Annotated in this window: 21 protein-coding genes; 5 read left to right on the top strand and 16 right to left on the bottom strand. The window is 69.5% G+C overall.

Translation table 11 applies throughout. The features are described 5' to 3' along the window. The first annotated feature begins 22 nt into the window (after positions 1-22). Complete coding sequence (locus NE235_RS03315) at positions 23-748, top strand: SGNH/GDSL hydrolase family protein (RefSeq protein WP_252799218.1); 726 nt, start codon at positions 23-25, stop codon at positions 746-748. An 18-nt stretch (positions 749-766) separates the two neighbouring features. Here the strand turns inward: NE235_RS03315 and NE235_RS03310 are convergent, their stop codons facing one another. From NE235_RS03310 to NE235_RS03285, 5 genes are all read right to left on the bottom strand, one after another. Continuing rightward, the gene (locus NE235_RS03310) at positions 767-1,105 is read right to left on the bottom strand and encodes a DUF2516 family protein (protein WP_252799217.1); all 339 of its coding nucleotides are present in this window, start codon (positions 1,103-1,105) and stop codon (positions 767-769) included. Between the two features lie 213 nt (positions 1,106-1,318). Continuing rightward, positions 1,319-1,699 carry a hypothetical protein gene (locus NE235_RS03305; RefSeq protein WP_252799216.1) on the bottom strand — a complete coding sequence of 127 codons (381 nt, stop codon included), beginning with the start codon at positions 1,697-1,699 and terminating at the stop codon, positions 1,319-1,321. Positions 1,700-1,707: 8 nt separating this feature from the next. Then, positions 1,708-2,094: a helix-turn-helix domain-containing protein gene (locus NE235_RS03300; protein WP_252799214.1), complete on the bottom strand. Its 387-nt coding sequence runs from the start codon at positions 2,092-2,094 to the stop codon at positions 1,708-1,710. Positions 2,095-2,241: 147 nt separating this feature from the next. Further along, on the bottom strand, positions 2,242-3,426 hold the full coding sequence (locus tag NE235_RS03295; RefSeq protein WP_289848094.1) for a neutral zinc metallopeptidase: 1,185 nt from the start codon (positions 3,424-3,426) through the stop codon (positions 2,242-2,244). A 13-nt stretch (positions 3,427-3,439) separates the two neighbouring features. Further along, positions 3,440-4,429 (bottom strand): neutral zinc metallopeptidase, encoded by a 990-nt coding sequence (locus tag NE235_RS03285; RefSeq protein ID WP_252799212.1) that lies wholly within the window; start codon positions 4,427-4,429, stop codon positions 3,440-3,442. Between the two features lie 190 nt (positions 4,430-4,619). Between NE235_RS03285 and NE235_RS03280 the strand changes: the two genes are divergently transcribed. Beyond that, a complete protein-coding gene (locus NE235_RS03280) occupies positions 4,620-6,293 on the top strand; it encodes a DUF2207 domain-containing protein (RefSeq protein ID WP_252799210.1) in 1,674 nt (557 codons plus the stop codon). Between the two features lie 48 nt (positions 6,294-6,341). Here NE235_RS03280 and NE235_RS03275 read toward each other — a convergent pair whose 3' ends face one another. Together NE235_RS03275 and NE235_RS03270 are read right to left on the bottom strand one after the other, a co-directional pair. After that, positions 6,342-7,262, bottom strand: a complete 921-nt coding sequence (locus NE235_RS03275; protein WP_252799208.1) for an asparaginase — start codon at positions 7,260-7,262, stop codon at positions 6,342-6,344. Positions 7,263-7,445: 183 nt separating this feature from the next. Continuing rightward, on the bottom strand, positions 7,446-8,282 hold the full coding sequence (locus tag NE235_RS03270) for a BKACE family enzyme (protein ID WP_252799206.1): 837 nt from the start codon (positions 8,280-8,282) through the stop codon (positions 7,446-7,448). 100 nt (positions 8,283-8,382) lie between these two features. Between NE235_RS03270 and dtd the strand changes: the two genes are divergently transcribed. Continuing rightward, on the top strand, positions 8,383-8,826 hold the full coding sequence (gene dtd, locus NE235_RS03265; protein WP_252799205.1) for a D-aminoacyl-tRNA deacylase: 444 nt from the start codon (positions 8,383-8,385) through the stop codon (positions 8,824-8,826). Positions 8,827-8,841: 15 nt separating this feature from the next. Here dtd and NE235_RS03260 read toward each other — a convergent pair whose 3' ends face one another. From NE235_RS03260 to NE235_RS03230, 7 genes are all read right to left on the bottom strand, one after another. Next, on the bottom strand, positions 8,842-9,720 hold the full coding sequence (locus tag NE235_RS03260; protein ID WP_252799204.1) for a glycosyltransferase family 2 protein: 879 nt from the start codon (positions 9,718-9,720) through the stop codon (positions 8,842-8,844). A 181-nt stretch (positions 9,721-9,901) separates the two neighbouring features. Next, positions 9,902-11,059 (bottom strand): DegT/DnrJ/EryC1/StrS family aminotransferase, encoded by a 1,158-nt coding sequence (locus NE235_RS03255; RefSeq protein WP_252799203.1) that lies wholly within the window; start codon positions 11,057-11,059, stop codon positions 9,902-9,904. A gap of 5 nt (positions 11,060-11,064) precedes the next feature. Further along, on the bottom strand, positions 11,065-12,120 hold the full coding sequence (locus NE235_RS03250; protein WP_252799202.1) for an NAD-dependent epimerase/dehydratase family protein: 1,056 nt from the start codon (positions 12,118-12,120) through the stop codon (positions 11,065-11,067). Positions 12,121-12,133: 13 nt separating this feature from the next. Next, positions 12,134-13,492 (bottom strand): hypothetical protein, encoded by a 1,359-nt coding sequence (locus tag NE235_RS03245; protein WP_252799200.1) that lies wholly within the window; start codon positions 13,490-13,492, stop codon positions 12,134-12,136. After that, positions 13,482-14,180 carry a hypothetical protein gene (locus NE235_RS03240; protein ID WP_252799198.1) on the bottom strand — a complete coding sequence of 233 codons (699 nt, stop codon included), beginning with the start codon at positions 14,178-14,180 and terminating at the stop codon, positions 13,482-13,484. Before NE235_RS03240 ends, NE235_RS03245 begins: the two co-directional genes overlap by 11 nt. A 104-nt stretch (positions 14,181-14,284) precedes the next feature. Further along, positions 14,285-15,316 (bottom strand): NAD-dependent epimerase/dehydratase family protein, encoded by a 1,032-nt coding sequence (locus NE235_RS03235; RefSeq protein ID WP_252799196.1) that lies wholly within the window; start codon positions 15,314-15,316, stop codon positions 14,285-14,287. A 205-nt stretch (positions 15,317-15,521) separates the two neighbouring features. Further along, a complete protein-coding gene (locus NE235_RS03230; RefSeq protein WP_252799194.1) occupies positions 15,522-16,217 on the bottom strand; it encodes an ATP-binding protein in 696 nt (231 codons plus the stop codon). Between the two features lie 406 nt (positions 16,218-16,623). Here NE235_RS03230 and NE235_RS03225 point away from each other — a divergent pair, with 406 nt between their 5' ends. Both NE235_RS03225 and NE235_RS03220 read left to right on the top strand, forming a co-directional pair. Beyond that, on the top strand, positions 16,624-18,120 hold the full coding sequence (locus NE235_RS03225) for a hypothetical protein (RefSeq protein WP_252799192.1): 1,497 nt from the start codon (positions 16,624-16,626) through the stop codon (positions 18,118-18,120). Positions 18,121-18,131: 11 nt separating this feature from the next. Next, positions 18,132-18,695, top strand: a complete 564-nt coding sequence (locus tag NE235_RS03220; RefSeq protein ID WP_252799191.1) for a GNAT family N-acetyltransferase — start codon at positions 18,132-18,134, stop codon at positions 18,693-18,695. Between the two features lie 212 nt (positions 18,696-18,907). On the opposite strand, the gene NE235_RS03215 is transcribed toward NE235_RS03220, so the two are convergent. After that, the gene (locus NE235_RS03215) at positions 18,908-19,360 is read right to left on the bottom strand and encodes a hypothetical protein (protein WP_252799189.1); all 453 of its coding nucleotides are present in this window, start codon (positions 19,358-19,360) and stop codon (positions 18,908-18,910) included. A 96-nt stretch (positions 19,361-19,456) separates the two neighbouring features. Further along, a complete protein-coding gene (gene ygfZ, locus NE235_RS03210; protein ID WP_252799187.1) occupies positions 19,457-20,419 on the bottom strand; it encodes a CAF17-like 4Fe-4S cluster assembly/insertion protein YgfZ in 963 nt (320 codons plus the stop codon).

The following is a 20,419-nucleotide window of genomic DNA, read 5'->3' as shown; positions in this document are numbered from 1 at the left end:
GCAGCCTAGTTTTAGGAGCGGGATGAGACGACGCGCCCTTCGTTGCCTCGCGGCCGCCGTCGTCCTGCTCGCGTTGACGGGCTGTGGCAGTACGGAGCGCAGGGCACGGGCCGACAGCTCGGCCCGCACGCCGAAGCGGCAGGCGGCACACGCCCCGGTCGTCATGTTCCTCGGTGACAGCTACACGACGGGCAAGCTCGGGCAGGAGCCGGAGCAGACGTACGCCGCCGAGACCGCGCGGCTCCTGGGCTGGCAGGTCATCCTCGGCGGTTACCGGCGCACCGGCTTCATCGCCAAGGGGCAGGTCGGCAAGGACTTCGCGCGGTTGTTCGCCGACCAGCTCTCCTGGCGGCCCGCCCCCGACCTGGTCATCGTCTCGGGCGGCCACAACGACCGGCGGTATCCCGCCCAGGACGTCGGCGAGGCGGCCCGGCGGCTGCTGGACACCGTCCGGCAGCGCTGGGGCTCCACGCGGCTCCTGCTCATCGGGCCGATGTGGGGCGGAGGTGACCCGCCTGAGGAGGTCATGGCCATCCGCGACTCCATGGCGCAGGCCGCCGCGGAGATGAAGGTGCCGTTCATCGACCCGCTGCAGGAACAGTGGATCACCGGGGACCGCAAGAAGGGCACCGGCAACGCACCGGAGTACATCCTCTCCGACGGCACCCACCCGACGGCGGCGGGCGCCCGTCACATCGCCGAGCGCCTCGCCGCCGACCTGCGGAAGCTCAAGCTCACCAAGCCGTGACGGCCCGGCCCCCGGCGCTCACCAGGGGCCGTACGGTCCGGACGAGGAGGAGCCGCCCCGGCGGCCGTACGGGCGCACGGCGGGCCGGACGTCGGCGAGGTACACCGCCGCGGCGATGAAGCCGATCACCGGCAGCATCTGGATGATCGAGACGAAGCGCACCGCGCCGGCCAGGCCGAACAGCAGCGCGACACCGAGGATGATCAACCACAGCTGTTTGGTGAGCTTGCCGGCCGCCGCGTAGGCCCCCGCCGGCCGCATCACTGCGTCGGCGAACGCCCAGATCTCGACGATGAAAGCGGCGATGGCCACCACCCAGAACACGATTCCGACGAAACTCTGGGCTGGTTCGAGCACGATCGACCCCCTGGACCGGGGCGGCGTCGTACGAGCGCCGCGTCAGTTCTCATCACGTACGGCCTCAGCGTATGTGCTCGGCCCGGGTCCTGCCGATGCCGCGCACGGAAAGGGCGGAAGCCCGGGCGGATCGTCCGCCCGGGCTCCTCGGTGCGTCGCGGACGCGGCGCGACATCATCTGCCGCGCCCGCCACCGCGCCCGCCGGAGGTCGGTCAGTCGCCGACCTTCTTGGCGGTGTCGGTCGCGGCCTTGCCGGCCGTCTTCGCGGTCTCCCGCGCGGAGGCGGCGGTGTCCCTGGCGGTGCCGGTGGTCGAGCGGGCCCGGCGCGTGGTGGCCTTGGCGCGCTCCTCCAGCTCCTGCGTGGACTTCTGCCGCTCGACACGGCCGACGATCTTCTTGCCGCGCTCGGCCAGCTCGTCCATGACCTCGGCGGCGCGGCCGCCGACCTGGGTCACGTAGGACAGGGCGACGCCGCCCAGGTCCTTGTCGATCTTCTTCGGCATCTCGCGGAGCTTCTCGACCGCGAGGTCGCCGGCGCCGGCCGCGACGTAGAACGCCTTCGAGTCGCGCAGCTTCTCGGTGATGGTCGCCATGGTCAGATTCACCCTTCAGTCGGTGGGGTCGCTTCGGTGGCGGCTTCTCCGCCGGGCTCCCCTTCCCGGCGGAACGACTCGTAGATGTCGAGCAAGACCTGCTTCTGACGCTCCGACAGGGTCACGTCCGCCCGGATGGCGGCCTGGACGTCCGTGTCGGTCTCTCGCTCGTCGAGGATGCCTGCCTGTACGTACAGGGCTTCGGCGGAGATGCGCAGGCCCTTGGCGATCTGCTGCAGGATCTCCGCGCTCGGCTTGCGCAGCCCACGCTCGATCTGGCTGAGGTACGGGTTCGAAACGCCCGTGGCCTCGGCCAGCTGGCGCAGCGAGACCTTGGCCCGCTTGCGCTGCTCTCGGATGTACTCCCCAATGGAGCCGACTTTGGAAGTCGCCATGTCTCCACTGTGCGGTGCTCTGCTTGCTATTGCAAGCAGACTTGCAAGCACTTCGCGGTGAAACGAGTCACATCTCGATGCCGAACGTCCACGGCCGCCGGGCCCCGAGGGGCCCGGCGGCCGTGGACGTTCGGCGTGCGGGGAGCCTCAGTTCACCGACGAGGGCGAGGCCGCCCAGGTGTTGCAGGCCGACGTCGTGCCGTGGGTGTAACCGAGCTGTACCCAACCCCGGTAGTGCGCGTCCGTCCCGTGATCCCGCTGCGAGGCGGGACGCCCGTCGTCACCGCGCTCGTACGAGTCGCGGAGCGCGACCGCCCACTGCTCGGGCGTCACGGGGAAGGTCCCCTTCACCGAGCCCATGAACACGCCGGACAGGCACTGGGCCTGCAGCTCACTCCGCTTGGTCACGGCGTTGCGGGCCAGGATGCCCGTCGCCTCCGACCGCGCCCGCTGGCTGTACTCCAGGATCCCGGTCTGGTCCTGGATCGCGTGGCCGTACTCGTGGGCGACCTCCCGGGCGTACGCCACGTTGTAGCGCACGGGCATCCCACCGGCGGCCTTCTGCGCGTCGGTGACGCCGATGTAGATCGAGGCGTTGCTCGGGCAGTAGAACGCGGCGACGCCCGGTGACGGGTACGTCCCGCAGGGGCTCGACCCCGCCGTGGACCAGAAGACCCGGGTCGGTGCGGCGAACTTCAGGCCCGCCTGGGCGAAGCCCTGCCCCCACGCCTTGTCCAGGCAGTCGGTGGTCGCGTCGAGGAACGCCCGGAACGACGCGGGGTCGCCCTGGGTGATCTGCCGGCCCTGGCAGCCGTTCGACGGCAGCCGGCCGACCTTGTACAGCGGGCTGTCGGCGGCGGTCTGGGCCTGGGACGGGGCGGTCGGCGCGCTGATCGGCGGCCGGGGCGGCGTATACGCCGGCCTGCTGGTCAGCTTCAGTGCCATCGCGCCGCCGACGCCGACGATCGCGAGCAGGCCGAGTACGCCGATGGCGCGCACGCCTCCGCCGCCTCGCCGCCGGGGCGGCGGCGCGTACCCGTAGCCGGGCGCGGCGTACTGCGGCCGTCCGTACCCGGGACCGTACGGTGGCCGGGGCGGGCCGGGAGGCGGGCCCGGCGGGCCGTACCCGGAACCGTGGCCCGGCGGCCGCCCGTAACCCTGCGGGTTGCCGTAGCCCTGGGGACCTCCGTAGCCCTGGGGGTTGCCGTAGCCCTGCGGAGCGCCGTGGCCGTGCGGGGCGCCGTGGCCCTGGCCTGCTCCGTAGCCCTGGCCCGCGCCGTGGCCTTGGCCGTGACCCCGGGGCGGGGGTCCCCATGAGCCGGGTCCAGCCATCACTCTCCTCCTGTCACCAAACGTCCGAAGGGGCAGCCGTCCACGTGTTGCAAGCCGACAGGACGCGCTGCGTGTAGCCGCGGGCCACCCAGTCCGCGTAGTGCGTCCCGGAGCCGTGGTCGCGCTCGTCGGCGGGCTCGTCCTCGTCACCCCGCGCCCGCGCGTCGTCCAGGACCGCGTCGTACTGCTCGGAGGTCATCGGGATGCTGTCGCGCTGCGCCGACAGGAACGCGCCGGCGAGGCACTGCGCCTGCAGTTCGATCCGGCGGCTGACCTCGTGGCTCGCGGCGGCGGCCGCGGCGGCCGTCATCAACCCGTGGCCGTACTCGAGGATCCCGGCGTCCTCCTGGACGTGGTGGCCGTACTCGTGTGCGATGACCCGGGCGTACACGCCGTAGTGCGAGACCGGTTCGCCGCCCGCCGTCTCCACGATGTCGTCGAGGCCGACGTACAGCGTGTCGTTCGCCGGGCAGTAGAACGCCGCGGCGCCGGGGGCCGGGTAGGACCCGCAGGGGCTGCTGCCCGACACACTCCAGAACACCCGGTGCGGCGCGGTGAACGACGGCAGGGCCGCCTTGGCGAACTGCCGCCGCCACGCCTCGTCCAGGCAGTCCGCCAGCCGGTCGAGGAAGACCCGCATCGAGTCCTCGTCGTGCTCCCGGATCTTCGAGAGTTCACAGCCGACCGGGTCGAGCGCCCCGCTGCGGTACAGCGGTCCGGCGAAGGCGGCCTGCCGGCTCCCGGGGCGGGGGAATTCGCCGGGAGCGCCGGTTCCCGGCGCCGGCCGCTTCGGGCCGGCGAGCGAGTAGCCGACGATCGCGACCGCGCACAGACCGGCGACGCCGCCGAGCACGCCGACGACCGTGCCGGCCGCGCTGCGCCGCCGTGGCGGGCGGCGCGGTGGCAGGTACCCGAGGTCCCGTGCCGGCCGGCGCCACAACCGGGACGGCGGGCCCTGCGGCTCCGGGCCGTCCGGCGGGCGCCGCCGATAGGGACCTACCACTGCTGTCCGTTCCTCCCCCGTGAGACCGGCACGCCGGGCTCCGTGCGGGAGGGGCGACCGCGACGAGAATCATCCCATATCACCGAAAAGGTCGATCGTTTTCGCGGCAGCGGATTCCGGCCTTCCTCACAAGACCGTCAGTGCCGCAGGTCACGCAGACGCCGCCGCTTCACCGGTACGCTGTGCGGCCATGCAGGTTCGCACGCGGCCTCTGATCGCCCCCCTCGTCGCCGCCCCCCTCATCGCCGCCGGGCTCCTCAGCGGTGCGACCCCCGCGTGGGCGGCCTCCGGGCGGATCGACAAGGACACCGTCGCGATCACGGTCACGCCGGACGGGACGCTCCAGGTCAAGGAGACGGTCACCTACGAGGGGGCCGCGCCCGCGCGCACCCTCATCCGCCGCAAGCACCTCGACGACCGGCAGGACCGCCGGTACGACGTCGGCGACCTCAAGGGCGGCACCCTCAAGAACGAGGGCGACCACGTGGTCCTCCGCGTCTCCGGAAGCGGTGGCGCGGGCCGGCGGACCGCCCAGCTCTCCTACGCGGTCAAGGGCGCGATGACGACCTCGCGCACCGGCGAGCAACTGAACTGGGTGGCCGCGGGCGGATGGCACGTCCCGGTCGCGCAGACCCGGGTGACCGTCGACTCGAGCGCGGTCGTGCAGAACCTCAACTGCTTCGCCGGCGACCTGGCGAGCACGATCGGCTGCACCCAGTTCTTCACCAACCACACGCACACCCAGGCGGACTTCCGACAGGAGGACCTGCAGCCCGGCGAGTACGTCACGGTGATGGTCGGGTACCCGCCCGGCACCGCCAAAGGGAACCCGATCATCGAGCAGCGGCACACCGTGGCCACCGCCTTCACGGTCAACGGCCTCACCGGCGGCACGCTCCTCGGCCTGCTCGCCCTCCTGCTCGGCGGGGTCGGCCTCCTCTACGTCACCCGGGGCCGGGACGCGCGCATCGTCAACAAGAAGGCCGCCGAGGGAGACCACGCGCCTCTCGACTCGACCGGGTTCGCCCCGCCGGACGGCGTGCGGCCGGGCCAGATCGGCACGCTCATCGACGAGCAGGCCGACGTCGTCGACGTGACCGCGACCATCATCGACCTCGCGGTCCGCGGCTACATCCTGATCGAGGAGCTGCCCCGCGAGACGTACGGCCGCATCGACTGGCAGCTGCGCCGCCTGCGGCGCCCGGCGGACGACCTGCTGCCGTACGAGCGGCTCCTGTACGACGCCCTGTTCGACGGCCGCGACGTGGTGGCCCTGTCCGAACTCGGCGGGACGTTCGCCGACCAGCTCGCGGCGGTGCGGAAGGCCCTGTACGAGGACGTCGTCCGGCAGGGCTGGTTCGCCCGGCGACCGGACTCCGAGCGCACCCGCTGGACGACCATCGGCATGATCCTGGCCGGCCTCGGCGTGGTCGGCACGATCGCGCTGGCCGTCTACAGCAACCTCGCGCTGATCGGCCTGGCCGTGATCATCGCGGGCGCCGCGCTGGCCGTCGGCGGGCAGTACATGCCGGCCAAGACCACGCGCGGCGCGACCGTGCTGGCGCACACGCTCGGGTTCCGGGCGCACCTGTTCCGCGGCGAGGTCCCGGACGCGCCCGCGGGTCACCGGGTGGCCCTCTTCTCGCACTACCTGCCGTACGCGGTGGTGTTCGACGTCGTGCAGCGCTGGGCGCAGACGGTGGCCGACGTCGGCGCGGGCAACAGCGGGCCCTCCGACAACCTCTACTGGTACGAGGGCCCGGCCGAGTGGGACCTGTCGAACTTCGCCGAGTCGATCCGCAGTTTCACGCTCGCCACCTCCGGGGCGATCTCCGCCTCCCGGCAGTTCCGCAGCCTGGCCTGACCGCCGATCGTCGGGGGCTGTCGCAAAGCCCCCGCTCGGCGACGGACCCTAGATCCCGACGGCGCGAATCTCGCCGACGATCTCGTCGCCACCGTGCAGGGGGACGGTGGCGAGCTCGTCGGGGACCTCGACGCCGAGGGCGCGCAGCGTCGCCACGGTCACCGGCGTACGGGCCCGCATCGACCCATCGTCGATCTTGATGGCGCCGGCGCGACCGTCCGCGAGCGCGAACGCGTCGACGCCCTCGGCCCCGCACTTGACCAGCAGACCCGGCACGGCGGCCATGAGCCGGCACTCGTCGCGCCGCGTGCCCGACGTCCACTCCGGGTGGGCGCGCATCGCGTCCGCCAGACGCCGCTCCGGCGTGCCCGGCTCCGCGGTCACGATCGCGCGCAGCGCCCGCGCCACGCCCATCAGCGAGACGGCGAACAGCGGTGCCCCGCACCCGTCCACGCCGGTCGCCGCCACCCGCTCCCCAGTGAGCTCCTCGACCGTCCCCCGGATCATCAGCTGCAGCGGATGGTCGACGTGGAGGTACGACTCCGCCGGCCAGCCGTTGACGACGCAGGTGGCGAGCATGGCGGCGTGCTTGCCGGAGCAGTTCATCCGCAGCCGCGATCGCTCGGCCCGGACGGCGACCTCCGGGTCGAGCGGCCACTGCGGCGGGCACTGAAGGGCGTCCGGGGTGAGCCCCGCCCCGGCGAGGATCTCGCGGACGCCCGCGACGTGGAAGTCCTCCCCGGAGTGGCTGGCCGACGACAGCGCGAGCAACTCCCCTTCGAGGGCGAGGCCGCTGCGGGCCATCGCCACCGCCTGCATCGGCTTGTTGGCCGAGCGGGGGAAGATCGGGTCGTCCGGGGAACCGATGCGGACCACGGGCGAGCCGTCGACGGCGAGCGCGGCCACCGATCCCCGGTGCCGGGACTCCACGAAACCGGAACGTTCCACTTCGACGAGGACGGGATGCATGCTCTCTCTTCGGGGGGTCGGCGGTCTACTGGGGTTCGTTCCGCAGCGTACGCAGGCGTTATCCCGCAGCACCGTCCGGGGTCCCGGAGCACCCGACGGGGTCGCGGATGGGCCGAGCGGGATCCCGGACGGGGCGGACAGGGTCCCGGATGGGGCCGGCGAGGTCCGAGCTGATCGGCGGGGCTACGGCCGGCCAGGGCGTGGCCGTACGCCCAGGAACGACCGCGCCTCGTCGGCCGGCATCGGGTCGCGCTGGGCGATCCGCGCGAGGGTCGCCGCCCGCTCCACGAGCTCGGCGTTGGCCGTCACCGGCCGCCCCTTCGCGTACGTCAGCGTGTCCTCCATGCCCACACGCAGGTGGCCCCCAGCCGACAGCGCCGCGTACATCACCGGCAGGGTCGTCCGGCCGATGCCCGTCGCCGACCACGTGGCCCCTGCGGGCAGCGCTTCGACGGCCGCGACCAGGGTCCGGGCGTCCCCCGGCATCCCGCCCGGCACCCCCATCACCAGGTCACAGTGCACGTGCCCCCCGTACGGCGGGCCGTACTTGTCCAGCAGCCGGTGCAGCGCCGCGATGTGACCGAGGTCGAACAGCTCGAACTCCGGCACGACCTGACGCTCCTGCGTCCGCCGGTACAGCTCGACCATGAACGACCACGGGTTCATGAACACGTCGTCGCCGAAGTTCACGGTGCCGCAGGTCAGCGAGCAGGCGTCCGGCTCGGCGTCGAGGACTTGGAGCCGGTGCTCGTACGGGTCGGTGACCGCGCCGCCGGTGGACAGCTGAACGATGAGGTTCGTGCTCGCGCGCAGGGCGGCGACCGTATCCTTCAGCCGCCCGAGGTCGAGCGTGGGCCGGGCCTCGGCGTCGCGGATGTGCACGTGGATGACGGCGGCGCCCGCGGCCTCGCACTCCTTGGCGGTCTGCACGAGCTCGTCGAGCGTGACGGGCAGCGCCGGGGCGTCGGCCTTGTCAGTCTCGGCCCCGGTCGGCGCAACTGTTATCAGCGTTCTGGTCATGGACAGCATGATTTCAAGAGCAGAGCCTATTTGGCGAGAGAATCTTCAGCAAAGCCGCCTCGCGAGTGTCGGCCGGAGCACGTACGGCAGAATGCGGGGCGTGCGAGCGGTCGTTCAGCGGGTGAGCCGGGCCGACGTGACCGTCGAGGGTCGCGTCGTGGGCGCCATCGACGGGCCGGGCCTGCTGGCCCTCGTGGGCGTGACCCACGACGACACCCCCGAGCAGGCACGCAGGCTCGCGGCCAAACTGTGGGGCCTGCGGGTGTTCGACGGCGCCACGGAGGACGCGCCCGAGGCGTCCTGTTCCGACCTCGGCGCGCCACTGCTCGTGATCAGCCAGTTCACCCTCTACGGTGACACGCGCAAGGGCCGCCGGCCGTCCTGGATCGCCGCCGCCCCCGGCCCCGTGGCCGAGCCCCTCGTCGACGAGGTCGTCACCGAGCTACGCCGCCTCGGCGCCCACGTCGAGACCGGCGTCTTCGGCGCCGACATGAAGGTCTCCCTGGTGAACGACGGCCCCATCACCCTCATCCTCGAAGTCTGATGTTCCCTCGGCCTTTCAGCAGACGGGTGGCCGGCCCGCTCGGGTGAGCCGGACCACCGTTGACCAGCTCATCGGCGATCGGGCGCCGTGGCCTCCGCGTATGCCCTCTATGAGTCCGGCCAGGGAGACGCGTAGTGCCGAGAGGCGCCGGGTGCGCCAGAGCGTCAGGAGCGTCCAGACGGCGAGGTTGAAGGGGATCAGTGCGGCGGGCAGGTTGCGGCGGGCAAGCCAGACCCGGTTGCGGGCGTTGAGCCGGTAGAACAGCTCGTGCCGGGTCGGTTGGGTTGCCGGGTGGTAGACGATGATCTCGGGCGCGTAGTGGCCTGTGCAGCCGTGGTTCCAGAGGCGCCAGGCCAGGTCGATTCCCTCGTGGAAGAGGAAGAAGTGGCCGGGCCACCCACCGACGGCCTCGAACGCGTCGCGGCGAATCATGACGACGCCTTCGGCCATCACGGTCACAATGCCGCCTCGGTCCGGGTCGGAGGTACGAAGGCGGGGGACCCAGCGTCGCATGGTGACGCCGGTCTGGGGATCGGCGATGCGGGGCTGAACGTAGGCGCGGCGTGGGTCGCGGGCGAACTCGGCCGCGAGCCGGGCGAGGATATCGCGGCTCGGGAGTACGGCGTCGTTGTCGAAGAAGAAGATCAGGTCGCCTTTGACATTGGCGGCACCGACATTGCGGCCCTCAGGTATTCCGACGTTCGTGGGCAGTTCGACGGTGCGCACGCCGTCGGGCACCTGTGCTGGATCACAGCCGTTTCCGACAACGACAACGTCCAGGTCGATGTTCTCCTGAGACAGCAGAGAGTCCATGGCGGCCGGGAACTCATCGGGCCGGTCGTTCATGGTCAGGACCACTGCGCCGATCATGGGCCGTGGGGTGCCAGTGCTCACCGGGATGTGTTCCTTTGCTGCATCAGGCGCTGTTGGCGACGAGATGATGGATCTGTGAGATTCGTCTGCTGCTCACCGCGTCGTCATGCTGCTGGCGGTCTACCTTAATGGGCGGTCGCTAGGAGCGGGGCCGGATCGGGCCGCAGGTCGCTTCGAGCCTTGGAACCGGCTCCTGCCGCGGTCAGCACTTCCACAGAGAGCGCATAGCGGTGACGACCTGGACCACTTGGTCTTCGGTCATGGCGGGATAACAGGGCAGAGACAGTTGCTGGGCGCCTGCCTTCTCGGTGACCGGCAGGGAGCGGGTAGCAGTTCCGGAGTAGACCTGCAGGGTGTGGGCTGGACGGAAGTGCTGACTGGTGGCGATCTTGTACTCAGTGCGCAGGCGTTCGGCGGTCTGATCACGGGTGAGCGGGCTGCGATCAGGATCGATGAAGATCGAGTAGAGGAACCAGCCGTGATCGGTCCTGGGCAGGACGGTCGGCGTGGCCAAGCCGGGCAGATCGCCCAGCGCACGGGTGTATGTGACGGCGATCTCGGCTCGACGTGCTGTGAAGGCCGGCAGCTTGCGCCATTGCTGGAGTCCGACCGCGGCAACCAGATCCGACATCACGTACTTCAGGCCTGGCACAGTCACGTCGTAGTCGGCGGTGCGGCGGCTACCGTGGCGCTGCCATACCGAGGCGTCGATGCCGTGCCGACCCAGCAGCCGAGCTTTGTGGACCAGGTCATGGCGGCCGACCAGCATGCCGCCTTCCCCGGTGGTGATGACTTTGTTGGCGTAGAAGCTGAAGGCGGCCAGATCACCGACAGACCCGGCGCGGAGCCCGTCACGGTGGGCCTGCAGGGCGTGGGCCGCGTCCTCGATCAGCAGCAAGCCGTGCTGGTCGGCCAGGTCACGGAAGGCGCGTAGGTCGCAAGGGTGGCCGCCGTAATGCATAACGATGACGGCCTTGGTGTCGGCGGTGATCGCTGTCTCGGCCTCGCGCGGACAGATGTTGTAGGTGACGGGGTCGACGTCGACGAAGACCGGGCGTGCTCCCACTTGACGCAGTACGTTCGGGACGGAGCAGAAGGTCAGGCTCGGAGTGAGCACTTCGTCGCCGCTACCAACGCCGGCAGCCAACAGCCCCAGGTGAACGGCTGCGGTGCAGGAGGACACGGCGAAGGCGTCCTGTACGCCGAGCGCATCACGGACCGCGCCTTCGAAGGCGGTCGCTTTGGGGCCGTGGGTGAGCCAGCCCGAGCGCAAGGTGTCGACGACCTCGGCGACCTCCTCGTCCCCGATGGACGGCCGGTTCCACGGAATCTCCGGCAGGCTCTGGAGGTCAGTGTTCACCGGCGTTACGCCCCCGCATGCGCGGTGTACTCCTGGAACAGGGGGTCGCATTCGCTGGAGCGGAGTGGTTGGAGACGACCGGTGGCGCGGCAGGCCAACAGGCCGTGGAGGTTGTCGTACTCGGGGAGGTCAGGGTCGGTGATCTGTCGGTCGGTCATCGCCTCAGCGATCTGGCGGACGCCGTCGATCAACGGGGTCGGGCAGGCGCCGGGGAACACGTCGGCAAGGCGGCGGAAGCTGGTGCGGTAGTCGCGAGCATCCGCCTCGTCGCGTTCCGGGCCACGATCGATGCGCGCGCCGGGCACCGCCCGTGCGACGGTCGCGGCAATCTGGGCGATTGTGTAGTTCTCTCGGTCGGCGCCTACGTTAAAGACGCGGTACCCGTGAGGATGAGTGAGTACAGCGGACAGGACCTCGGCGACGTCGGTGACGTGAACCAGCGGGCGGCGCTGCGCGCCACCGTTAAGCGGGATGCAGCCGGTCGCGATCGCTTGGGCAGTCATGCGGTTGACGACCGAATCCAGGCGTTGACGCGGAGAACGGCCGTGGACGGTCGCCAGCCGGAGTACCGTCACGGTCGCGTGACCGGCCAGCGCTTGGCGCACGTACTGTTCGGCCAGCACCTTGGTACGGGCGTAGATGCCGAGCGGGTTGGGCTCGGTGTCCTCGTCGACGGTTCCCTCGTGCTGTCCGTAGACGCTGCAGGAGGAGAACAGCACATAGTGCGACACGCCGAGGTCGCGGGCTGCGGCCGCGGCCAGGGCGGGCGAGGCGAAGTTGAGCTCGGCGGCCAGGCGCTCGTCAACAGCACAGGCGGGCTCGCCGACCAGGCCCCCCATGTGCACGACCGCATCGGCGCCGGCGAGCGCACGGTGCAGCGCTGCGCTGTCCCGCAGATCGGCGTGAACGAAGGCGCTCACGGTGGGTAGCAGCCGTTGCGGATCGTCGTCGCGCTGGTAGATCAGGCCGTCGACCACGGTGACGTGGTGGCCCAGAGCGGTCAGATGACGGGTGGCGACGGTGCCGATGTACCCGGCGCCGCCGAGCAGCACAACACGCATGGAACAGGTCCTTTCAGCAGTTGTTCGGGGCGGAAGGAGGGATGGATGAAGGCGCGGCAGTGACAGCGAAGCGTGCCCGCCCCAGCGCGGTTTCGCGCAGATCTGCCAGCCGAGGCACGAAGGTGAGCGTGAGCTCGCCGGTCGGGTGGAGCAGTCCTTGCTGACACGCCTCGGCTACCCAAGCGCGTGCGCCCGTGGGCCACGCCAGGTTCAGGCCGATCTCCCCCTTGGGCGTCACGCCGTTGAACGGTGTCGGGATGCCGTGGGTGTTCCAGTAGGCGGACGCGGCGGTCGCCTTGGCCTGCTCGAAGATCGGGAACAGCTGCGGGTAGCGAAGGCTCGTGCGCAGTTGCCGGAAGACCATCTGCCCCAGCAGCCCGGGTGCGGTCTGCGCGAGAGCGTCGAAGGTGGCGTCGCGGAAGGAAACGGAGGCCGCGTCCTGGGATGGGGCCAGCGCTACGCAGGCGAACAGGTGCGACAGTCGCCGTCGGATGTAGTCGGCCGCACCCGCGACCAAGCCAGTTTCGATCTGCCAGATCAGGTCACGGAGACGGTCATGAGCGGGGCGGAACAGTGCCAGGTCGAACAGATGCCCCATGGTGTCCACAGCCGCGAACGCCAACTGCTTGTACAAACGGTTGTTCATCTCTCCGACCTGGGCATATGCCTTGGTCTGTGGGGAGATCGAGTGGAGCATCAGATACTCCGCCACCACTTCGAAGTACAAGTAGCCCAGAAACGGCACGATCGGTACAGCGGCAGCGAGCTGGTCGAGGAACTGCGCCTCCGGCGTGTAGGTTCCACAAGCACCTGCGAGCAGGACGTCGAGGAAGCCGGCCGCTCGCCGCACCCGTTCCACGGCCGCCCGGCAGAGCTGATCATCTTCAGCAGCGGTGAGGAAGGCGCGGTGGTCCATATAGGTGCGCAGGTGCACACCGCCCAGCCGTAGGTAGTCGATCCCCTTCGCAGGGACCGGGCGGCCGGGAGTGACTTCGAACACGATCGTGCGCGCGCGGGGCTTGGTTTCCAACAGCCAGGAGCCGAGGTTGTGCGGGCGCAAACCGGTGGGTTCGCGGGTGAGCGGCGCACAGTACAGGGCTCCGACCAGGCACCCGGCGGCTTGGTAAAGCTGGCCGCTGGCCCGGATGGCCTCTAGGTAGGTGGTGGTGTGCATCAGATAGATCGGCTGGCCGCTGACCAGCGTCTCCAGCAGGCAGCCCGCGTGGAGGAGCCATCCGTTAGGGGTCTCTTGTAGGTGGGAGCACCACTCGATGTCGCTGACGGCCAATCCACTGGGGGCGGCGCGCAGACGGCGGTGAGGGCCGTAGTCGGTGTGGGCGTCCTCCCACACCGAATCTGGGTCAGGGGCCAAGGCGCGTCTCCTTGTGCGGATGGAAGACGATCCCCCGGGCGTGAGTGAGGGCGTCAAGGTCTGAGGCGCCATCGAGGCGGGCTTGCTCGCTGTGCAACATCAGGTCGAACGCGACCCTGGACATCCAGTCCGGCACCTGCACGCGCAACAGCGATGTATCGGGCCACCACCTGGTTACCGGTAGTCGGTAGCGGTCCAAGCAATCAGCGGCCTTCAGCAGGTCCGTCAGACATGCAGCACGCCGGTAGGCGTCGCGCTGGGTGCGAGAGAAAGCCGGATAGGCAACATCGTGAAGGCTGATCGCCGTACTCGCCGCCGCGACCATCCTCGGACTCAGATTCAGGCCGAACGCGGCAGTGATGGCCTGGCGATGGTGCGACAGCCATACGGCGGCCCGCTGCCCGTGTCCAGGATCGGTCCGATCATTGCGACGGCGGCAGTCGTGGACGGCAGCCGCGAGCCGCAGAGCCAGGGTCTGGTCGGGATCCAGCTCGTGATGGGCGGCGAGCAGATCGGCTAGTAGGCAGACACGGGCGTTATGCCGTATCCCGTGGATCGAGTCGGCCTGCTGGGCTGCGAACCATGTGGCGTCGGGCACCAATATGACCGGCTGATCCGCGATGAAAGTTGTACCGGCCACGGCAGTGGGACGATGCTCGGCGATCCACGTTAAGGTCGGCTGATCCATGACCTGACGGAGCGGTAGGCAACGGGCACGGGCCAACTCCCAAAGCGGGATCGGCTGCGGCGGTTGCGAAGGCATTCGGGCTCCTCGAGAGCGAAGGGATGTTGTCAGGGGTGGATGGCGGCGGGCTGGCGCAGCCAGTCGGGAATGGCCGAGGGCGTCTCGTTCAGCCACGTCGCGTACCGGGCGATGCCCTCGACGATCGTGACGTCGGGCCGCCATCCCAAAACCTCCGCCATGTGCCGAGTCGAGGCGTAACCCCCGAGGGGGTCGCCGGGCGGCAGTGGTGCGTCCACCAAGGTGACGTTCGGGTAGTGGACACGGATCAGCTCGGCGACCTGCCGGATTGTCGTTCCGATCCCGGTGCCAATGTTGACGGTCTGGTTGTGCGCCCCGGGGGCGATTAGAGCTCGCAGCGTTCCGGCGGCGATGTCATCGACATGCACCAGGTCGCGTACCTGACTGCCGCCGCCGTTCAGGTACAGGGGCAGCCCGAGCGCAGCGCGCATGCAGAACCAGGCCACCACCCAGGAGTGGCTGTTCTCCTTGATGACTTGCGGTTCTCCGTAGACAGAGAAGTACCTAACGATCGCATAGGAGACCCCGGCTTCTCCCAGAATCGCTGCGGTTTGGAACTCCCCCCACGCCTTACTGCTGCCGTACACCGACACGGGGTGAAGCGGTGAGTCCTCGGCGAATGCGCCGGACTGGGCCGTCGTGTTGCCATAGACGCTGGCCGAGGAGACGAATACGACACGCCGCACGTGCGGAGCCGCTTTAGCGGCCTCCAGCACCCGTTGTGTGCCGACGATGTTCGCCTCGATGGCCTTCAACGGCCGGCGGGTGCAGGCCGCTACGTCGGCCAGGGCCGCGGCGTGGATGACGTAATCGCAGCCGTCGATCAGCGCAGGGATTAGATCAGGCTTAGCGATGTCTCCAACATGGAAGTCGAGGTCGTTGAGGCTGATGCCGAAGTGGTCGTGGTAGACCTGGCGAGGATAGGCGTCGATCTTGCAGACCGATACCGGCCGAGCGCCGATCCGCCGGAGGTGGGCCGTCAGACGGCTGCCGATCAGACCGCCGGCTCCGGTGACCAGCACCGTCGTACCTGCGAGCTGCTCTAGGTCGGTGACCCGCACTGTTTTCCTCCTGCTGGTCTGGCGCCCGACGAGCGCGCGTTCGCCTTCAGTAAGAAAGGCGGATGGAACAGGGCCGCCACTCCGCGGCCGGGGCCATCTGCCTGAGAGATGGGCGGACTACGGCGCGCACGCGGGTAGGCGAGCTCATTGAGGATGCCGACTCGTCGAACTCGATTAGTGGACGCCGAATTCTCGTCACCGCAGCTCACCGCACTGGCGAGGACGGCGAATATCGACGGTCGGCCAGGGACCGGCCGGGATGCGTCCAGTGGTGGCTGCTGCCATCGGGCGTTGGCGGCCCAGGGACATGGCGAGTGGGCAAAGACGGTGATCCTGGATCCGGTTCCAGCCGGGGTGGGCCCTGCTGGATGTTGGTCAGCGGGGTGAAGCCGGAGAGCTCGGCCGGGATGTCGAGCTCTGCCCAGACCACCTTGCCGCCGACTGCCGCGTCGGAGTCGTAGTAGTCCCATGCTTTGGCCAAGGCGGTGACCAGAACGAGTCCTCGCCCGTTCTCCTCCAGCTCCCCGCCATTGGCGAGGACAGGTGGGCAGGGGTTCGCGTCCCAGACCTCCACGAACAGGCTGCGGCGGATCAACCGCATCCGAAGAACGATCACGCCTGGCTTGACCGTCGATGACCTTTTGGCAGGCGCACGCGGCACGCCCGTGGCTTTGAGGCTGTTGGTGACGAGCTCGCTGGTGATCAGCTCGGCGGTGCCGGGCAGGTCGTATCCGGTCGGTTCGTTCAGCCGCCAGCGGTTCAGCTGGTCACGGACGAAGGCACGGGCGGCACCAACAGCGGTGGGCTGCGCGAGGAGCCGCAGGTCTTCGGAGACGCGTTCGGGCCGGGGTCGAAACGGTGAGTGCATGTTGGTAGGCGCTTCGGTTGGGAGCGCGGACATGGCTGCCCCTAAAGATTGGTCAGGCCGGGGTTAGGAACCGGCTCGGTGACAGCGGGATGGTGGAACGCCGTACCGTCGGCGACCTCGATGTCCGGCCGCGACGACACGACCGGCTGATCCACAGCGCGGGTGGCGTTGAGATGGCTTGAGATGCACCGCACTCCCTTCCAGATGAGCCGGGTGGAAAGCGGTTGGGTCTTGAGTTAACGCCGTCGAGTCAATGCTCGTCACCGTGGGCGACGACATCCTTCTTATGCATCCCGACAGGGCCCTGACCTGCGCATTCACATCGAATACGCGAAGTCTCATGTTGCAGCGACCGACGGTGTCCGGTTTGTGTGGTTGCCGAGGCGGGGCGCCGCGATGAATTCTGTCGTGCAGAGCCTCACGCCAAGGGAGGCCCTATATGGGCAAGTGGAGCAAACGGGACGTCAACCGTCTCCGCGCGCAGATGAAAGATCAGGGCCGCAGTATTGAAGAGACCGCCGAGGAGATCCGCCACTTGACGGGGTGTTCACGGCTGGCCGCCTTCCGGATGGCGCATGGGCTGAGTCAGCCGGAGGTGGTGGAGCGGTATGCCCAGGTCGCTCCTACGTCGGTGATGGATCAGCCCTTGTTGTCGCGCATGGAGATGTTCCCGGCCTCCGGCGCCCGAACGCCGCAGGCCACGCAGATCATCACGTTGGCGACGATCTATGACACGACCCCATTACGGCTACTGACCCCCGAGGCGTTGGACCGACTCGACCCGCACGAGCGGGCCGTGCTGCTCCGCTGCAATACCGCCTTCACCGCGTTGCCCCGCCCGACCACGGGCGATGAGGCCGGACTCATTCCTCTCACCGCAACACGGCCGCGAATCCTTCCTGAGGTCGATCGTCTGGAAAGGCAGGTTGAAATGGCTGCTCGTAAAGCACTGCGCTTCGCCGTTACCGTCGAGGGAACCAACGTAGGCGCTGAAACCCTCGATCAGCTCCGGGACGAGGTGGCCCGCCTGGCGCTCGCATATCCGCAACAACCCCTGCCGGTGCTGCTGACCGATCTGATCGACCTGCAGGACGTCGGGTTCCGGCTGCTCGAGGGCCGGCAGCGACCTGCCGAGACCCGGGATCTGTACCTACTCACCGGCGTGATCTGCGGCATGCTCGCCAAGGCCAGCCACGATCTGGGCGATCCGCACTCGGCGATGACCCAGGCCCGTACCGCATTCGTGTGCGCTGACAACGCCGGCCACGACGGGCTGCGAACCTGGACCCGTAGCCTCCAGTCAATGATCGGTTATTGGGCCGGATGGCCGAACGACGCCGTCCGCTATGCCGAAGCCGGCGCCGAGGCTGCCGGACGCACCACCGGGACCGCCTCGGTGTGGTTGCCTGCTCAAGAGGCACGCGCCTGGGCGATCCTTGGCGATGCCGAACGAGCCGAAGCCGCGATCGCTCGCGCTCACACCGCACGTGACCAGGCCCAAGCAGATGACCTGGACGGCTTTGGCGGGATCATGACCTTCACCCGGCCCCGCCAGCTCTACTACGCCGCCGACACACGCGTGTGGCTCCCCGGGGCGGACGAACAAGCCGAACATGTCGCCGCCGAGGCCCTCGACGCCTACGAGAGCGCCGATGCGGGCGAACGGTCCTTCAGCGACGAGGCCGGTGCCCGCGCCGATCAGGCACTGGCGCGAGTCAACCGAGGCGACCTGGACGGCGCGGCCGAATCGCTGCGTCCGGTCCTGGATCTGGCGCCGGACCAGCGGATCGGCGGCATCCTGGCGAGCGTCATGCGCGTGCATGAGGCATTGCGGACTACGGCATACCGGACCGCCCCTATTACCCGTGATTTGCAACTGCAGATCGAGTCCTACTGCCAGGTGCCCGCATCGGCAGCTCTGCCGCGCGGACGTTAGGCTCCCAACTCGTGTATCCGGTCACGGTGAAAGGCGACCGCGTCAGCCTGCGGGAGTTCACTCCCGAAGATGTCGACGCGGTTCTGGCGATCTATGGCGACCCGGTCGCCACCCGGCACCTTAGTTTCGAACCACGGACCCGCGAGCAGGTCCAGGCCACCATCACCGCCGTGACCAACGCCGCCCGCGCAGAACCGCGGACCGAGTACTCCCTCGCCGCGGCTCTGCCCTCCACCGATGAAGTGATCGGGTTCGCCCGCCTGGCCATCGACACCCAGCACAGCGGGCAGAACAGCGCCCAGATCGGCTTCGCACTCCGCCCAGATACCTGGGGCCAGGGATTGGGAACCCAGACCGTCGAGTTGTTGCTCACGCTCGGGTTCGATCACCTCGGCCTGCACCGGATCTGGGGTGCCCGCTCCCCCAACAACACGGCCTCCGACCATCTCATGCGCAAACTCGGCATGATCGTTGAAGGCCGTATCCGCCACCACCTTCTCATCCGCGGAGCATGGCGGGACTCCATCGTCCACTCGATCCTCGAAGACGAATGGCAGGCCACCGCTCAGTCCTGAGCGGCACCGCCGGATCGATCAGCCACTGTGACGCCGGTCGTGACGTGACAGGTCCGGCAAACCGGTCATCCATCCGTCACCGTCGACGGCAGTCAGACCACAACGGCGGCAACGTGACAACGGGAGCGACAAAGTCACCGTGGAGCCGGACGCGACCGGCTGGGCATCTCTCATGGCACAGGCAGGGCGGTCGGCCCCGCGGCCGGCAAGCCCTAAGCGCTCAGGCCGGCCACGGCGAGGACGAGGGCGACGATCGTGCCGACCGCGGCGAGGGCGAGGAGGTTACGGTCGTTCTCGGCCAGCTTGGCGCGGACGCTCGGGGAGTAGACGACGACGCCCGTGTCGCGGTTCGGGTCGGGAACGCTCTCCCGCTTAAAAGGGTTCGGCAGCCGGACCGTGGCCCACAGGGCGTCGTTCTTCACCTGCTGGTGCGCGGCGGAGCACGCGAACAGGCGCCCGCGGATCGGCTCGTGACAGGCGAACCCCTGCCGGGTCATCACCCGGCAGGCCGTCGGCACCAGCGAGAACTCATACAGGCACCAGCACAGCAGCGCGATGAGCGCCAGCCGCCACGACGTCAGCAGCACGGCGGCCACCAGCAGCACACCGATCCCTGCCCACCAGACGTAGCCGGGTTCGCGCACCCGCCGCCGCCGTCGCCCCATGTGCTCTTTCCTCGTCGAGGTCGAGGTCTCGTCCGACGGAGAAAACCCTGCCATGTGCGCCGCCCATCATGATCCGGTTCTCGGCGATTTACGGATTTATCGGCGTCGAAGATCGATCTTGGCGTTGGCTCCGGTGTCCGGCGGGACGACGACCTCCTGCGCGGCCGCGACCCCACCGGCCAGCAGCGGCTCGTCGACCGGGACGTTCCGCTTGATCAGGCCGAGGGCGATCGGCCCGAGCTCGTAGTGGCGGGCCGCGGAACCGACGAACCCGACCGTACGGCCACCGGCCTCGATCGGCTCACCGTGCGCCGGCAGCCGGTCGACGCTCCCGTCGAGATGCAGGAAGACCAGCCGCCGGGGCGGGCGGCCGAGGTTGTGCACCCGGGCGACCGTCTCCTGGCCGCGGTAGCAGCCCTTGTCCAGGTGGACCGCCACGCCGATCCAGCCGACCTCGTGCGGGATCGTCCGGTGGTCGGTGTCCAGCCCGAACCGGGGCCGGTGCGCGGCGATCCGGAGCGCTTCGTACGCCCACAGGCCCGCCGGGCGCGCCTGCCAGTCGCGCTCCAGCTCCTTGCGGGGCACGATCAGGCCGTCCGTCGTCACCAGGGCGCCGGCGGGCGGCTCCACGCCGGTCAGCGTCACGACGGCGTACGCGTCGGACTCGTCGGTGACCTCGACGCGCATCATGAACCGCATCTTGTCGAGGAAGCTCGCGAGCTCCGCCGCCGTGCCCGGCTCGACGTGCGCCCAGACGGCCTCGCCGTCATCGACCAGGACGAGATGGTGCTCCACGTGGCCGTGCGGGCTGAGCAGCAGGGCCTCGGTCGGCGTGTGCGGCGGCAGCGACTCCAGGTGCTGACTGGTGAGGCTGTGCAGGAAGCGCAGGCGGTCCGCGCCCGCGATCCGTACGACGCCGCGGTCGCTCCGGTCGACGATCGCCGCACCCGACTCCAGGGCGCGCTGCTCGGCGAACGGCTCGCCGTAGTGCGCGGCGACCCCCTCGTCCGGCGAATCGGCCGGTACGGCTCCGGGCGTGCTCAGCAGCGGGCTGTCCAT

The sequence above is a fragment of the Actinoallomurus spadix genome (assembly GCF_024055725.1).
Classification (GTDB): domain Bacteria; phylum Actinomycetota; class Actinomycetes; order Streptosporangiales; family Streptosporangiaceae; genus Actinoallomurus; species Actinoallomurus spadix.
The sequence above is the reverse complement of the archived record's forward strand: the minus strand, read 5'-3'. Positions and strand labels throughout refer to the sequence as shown.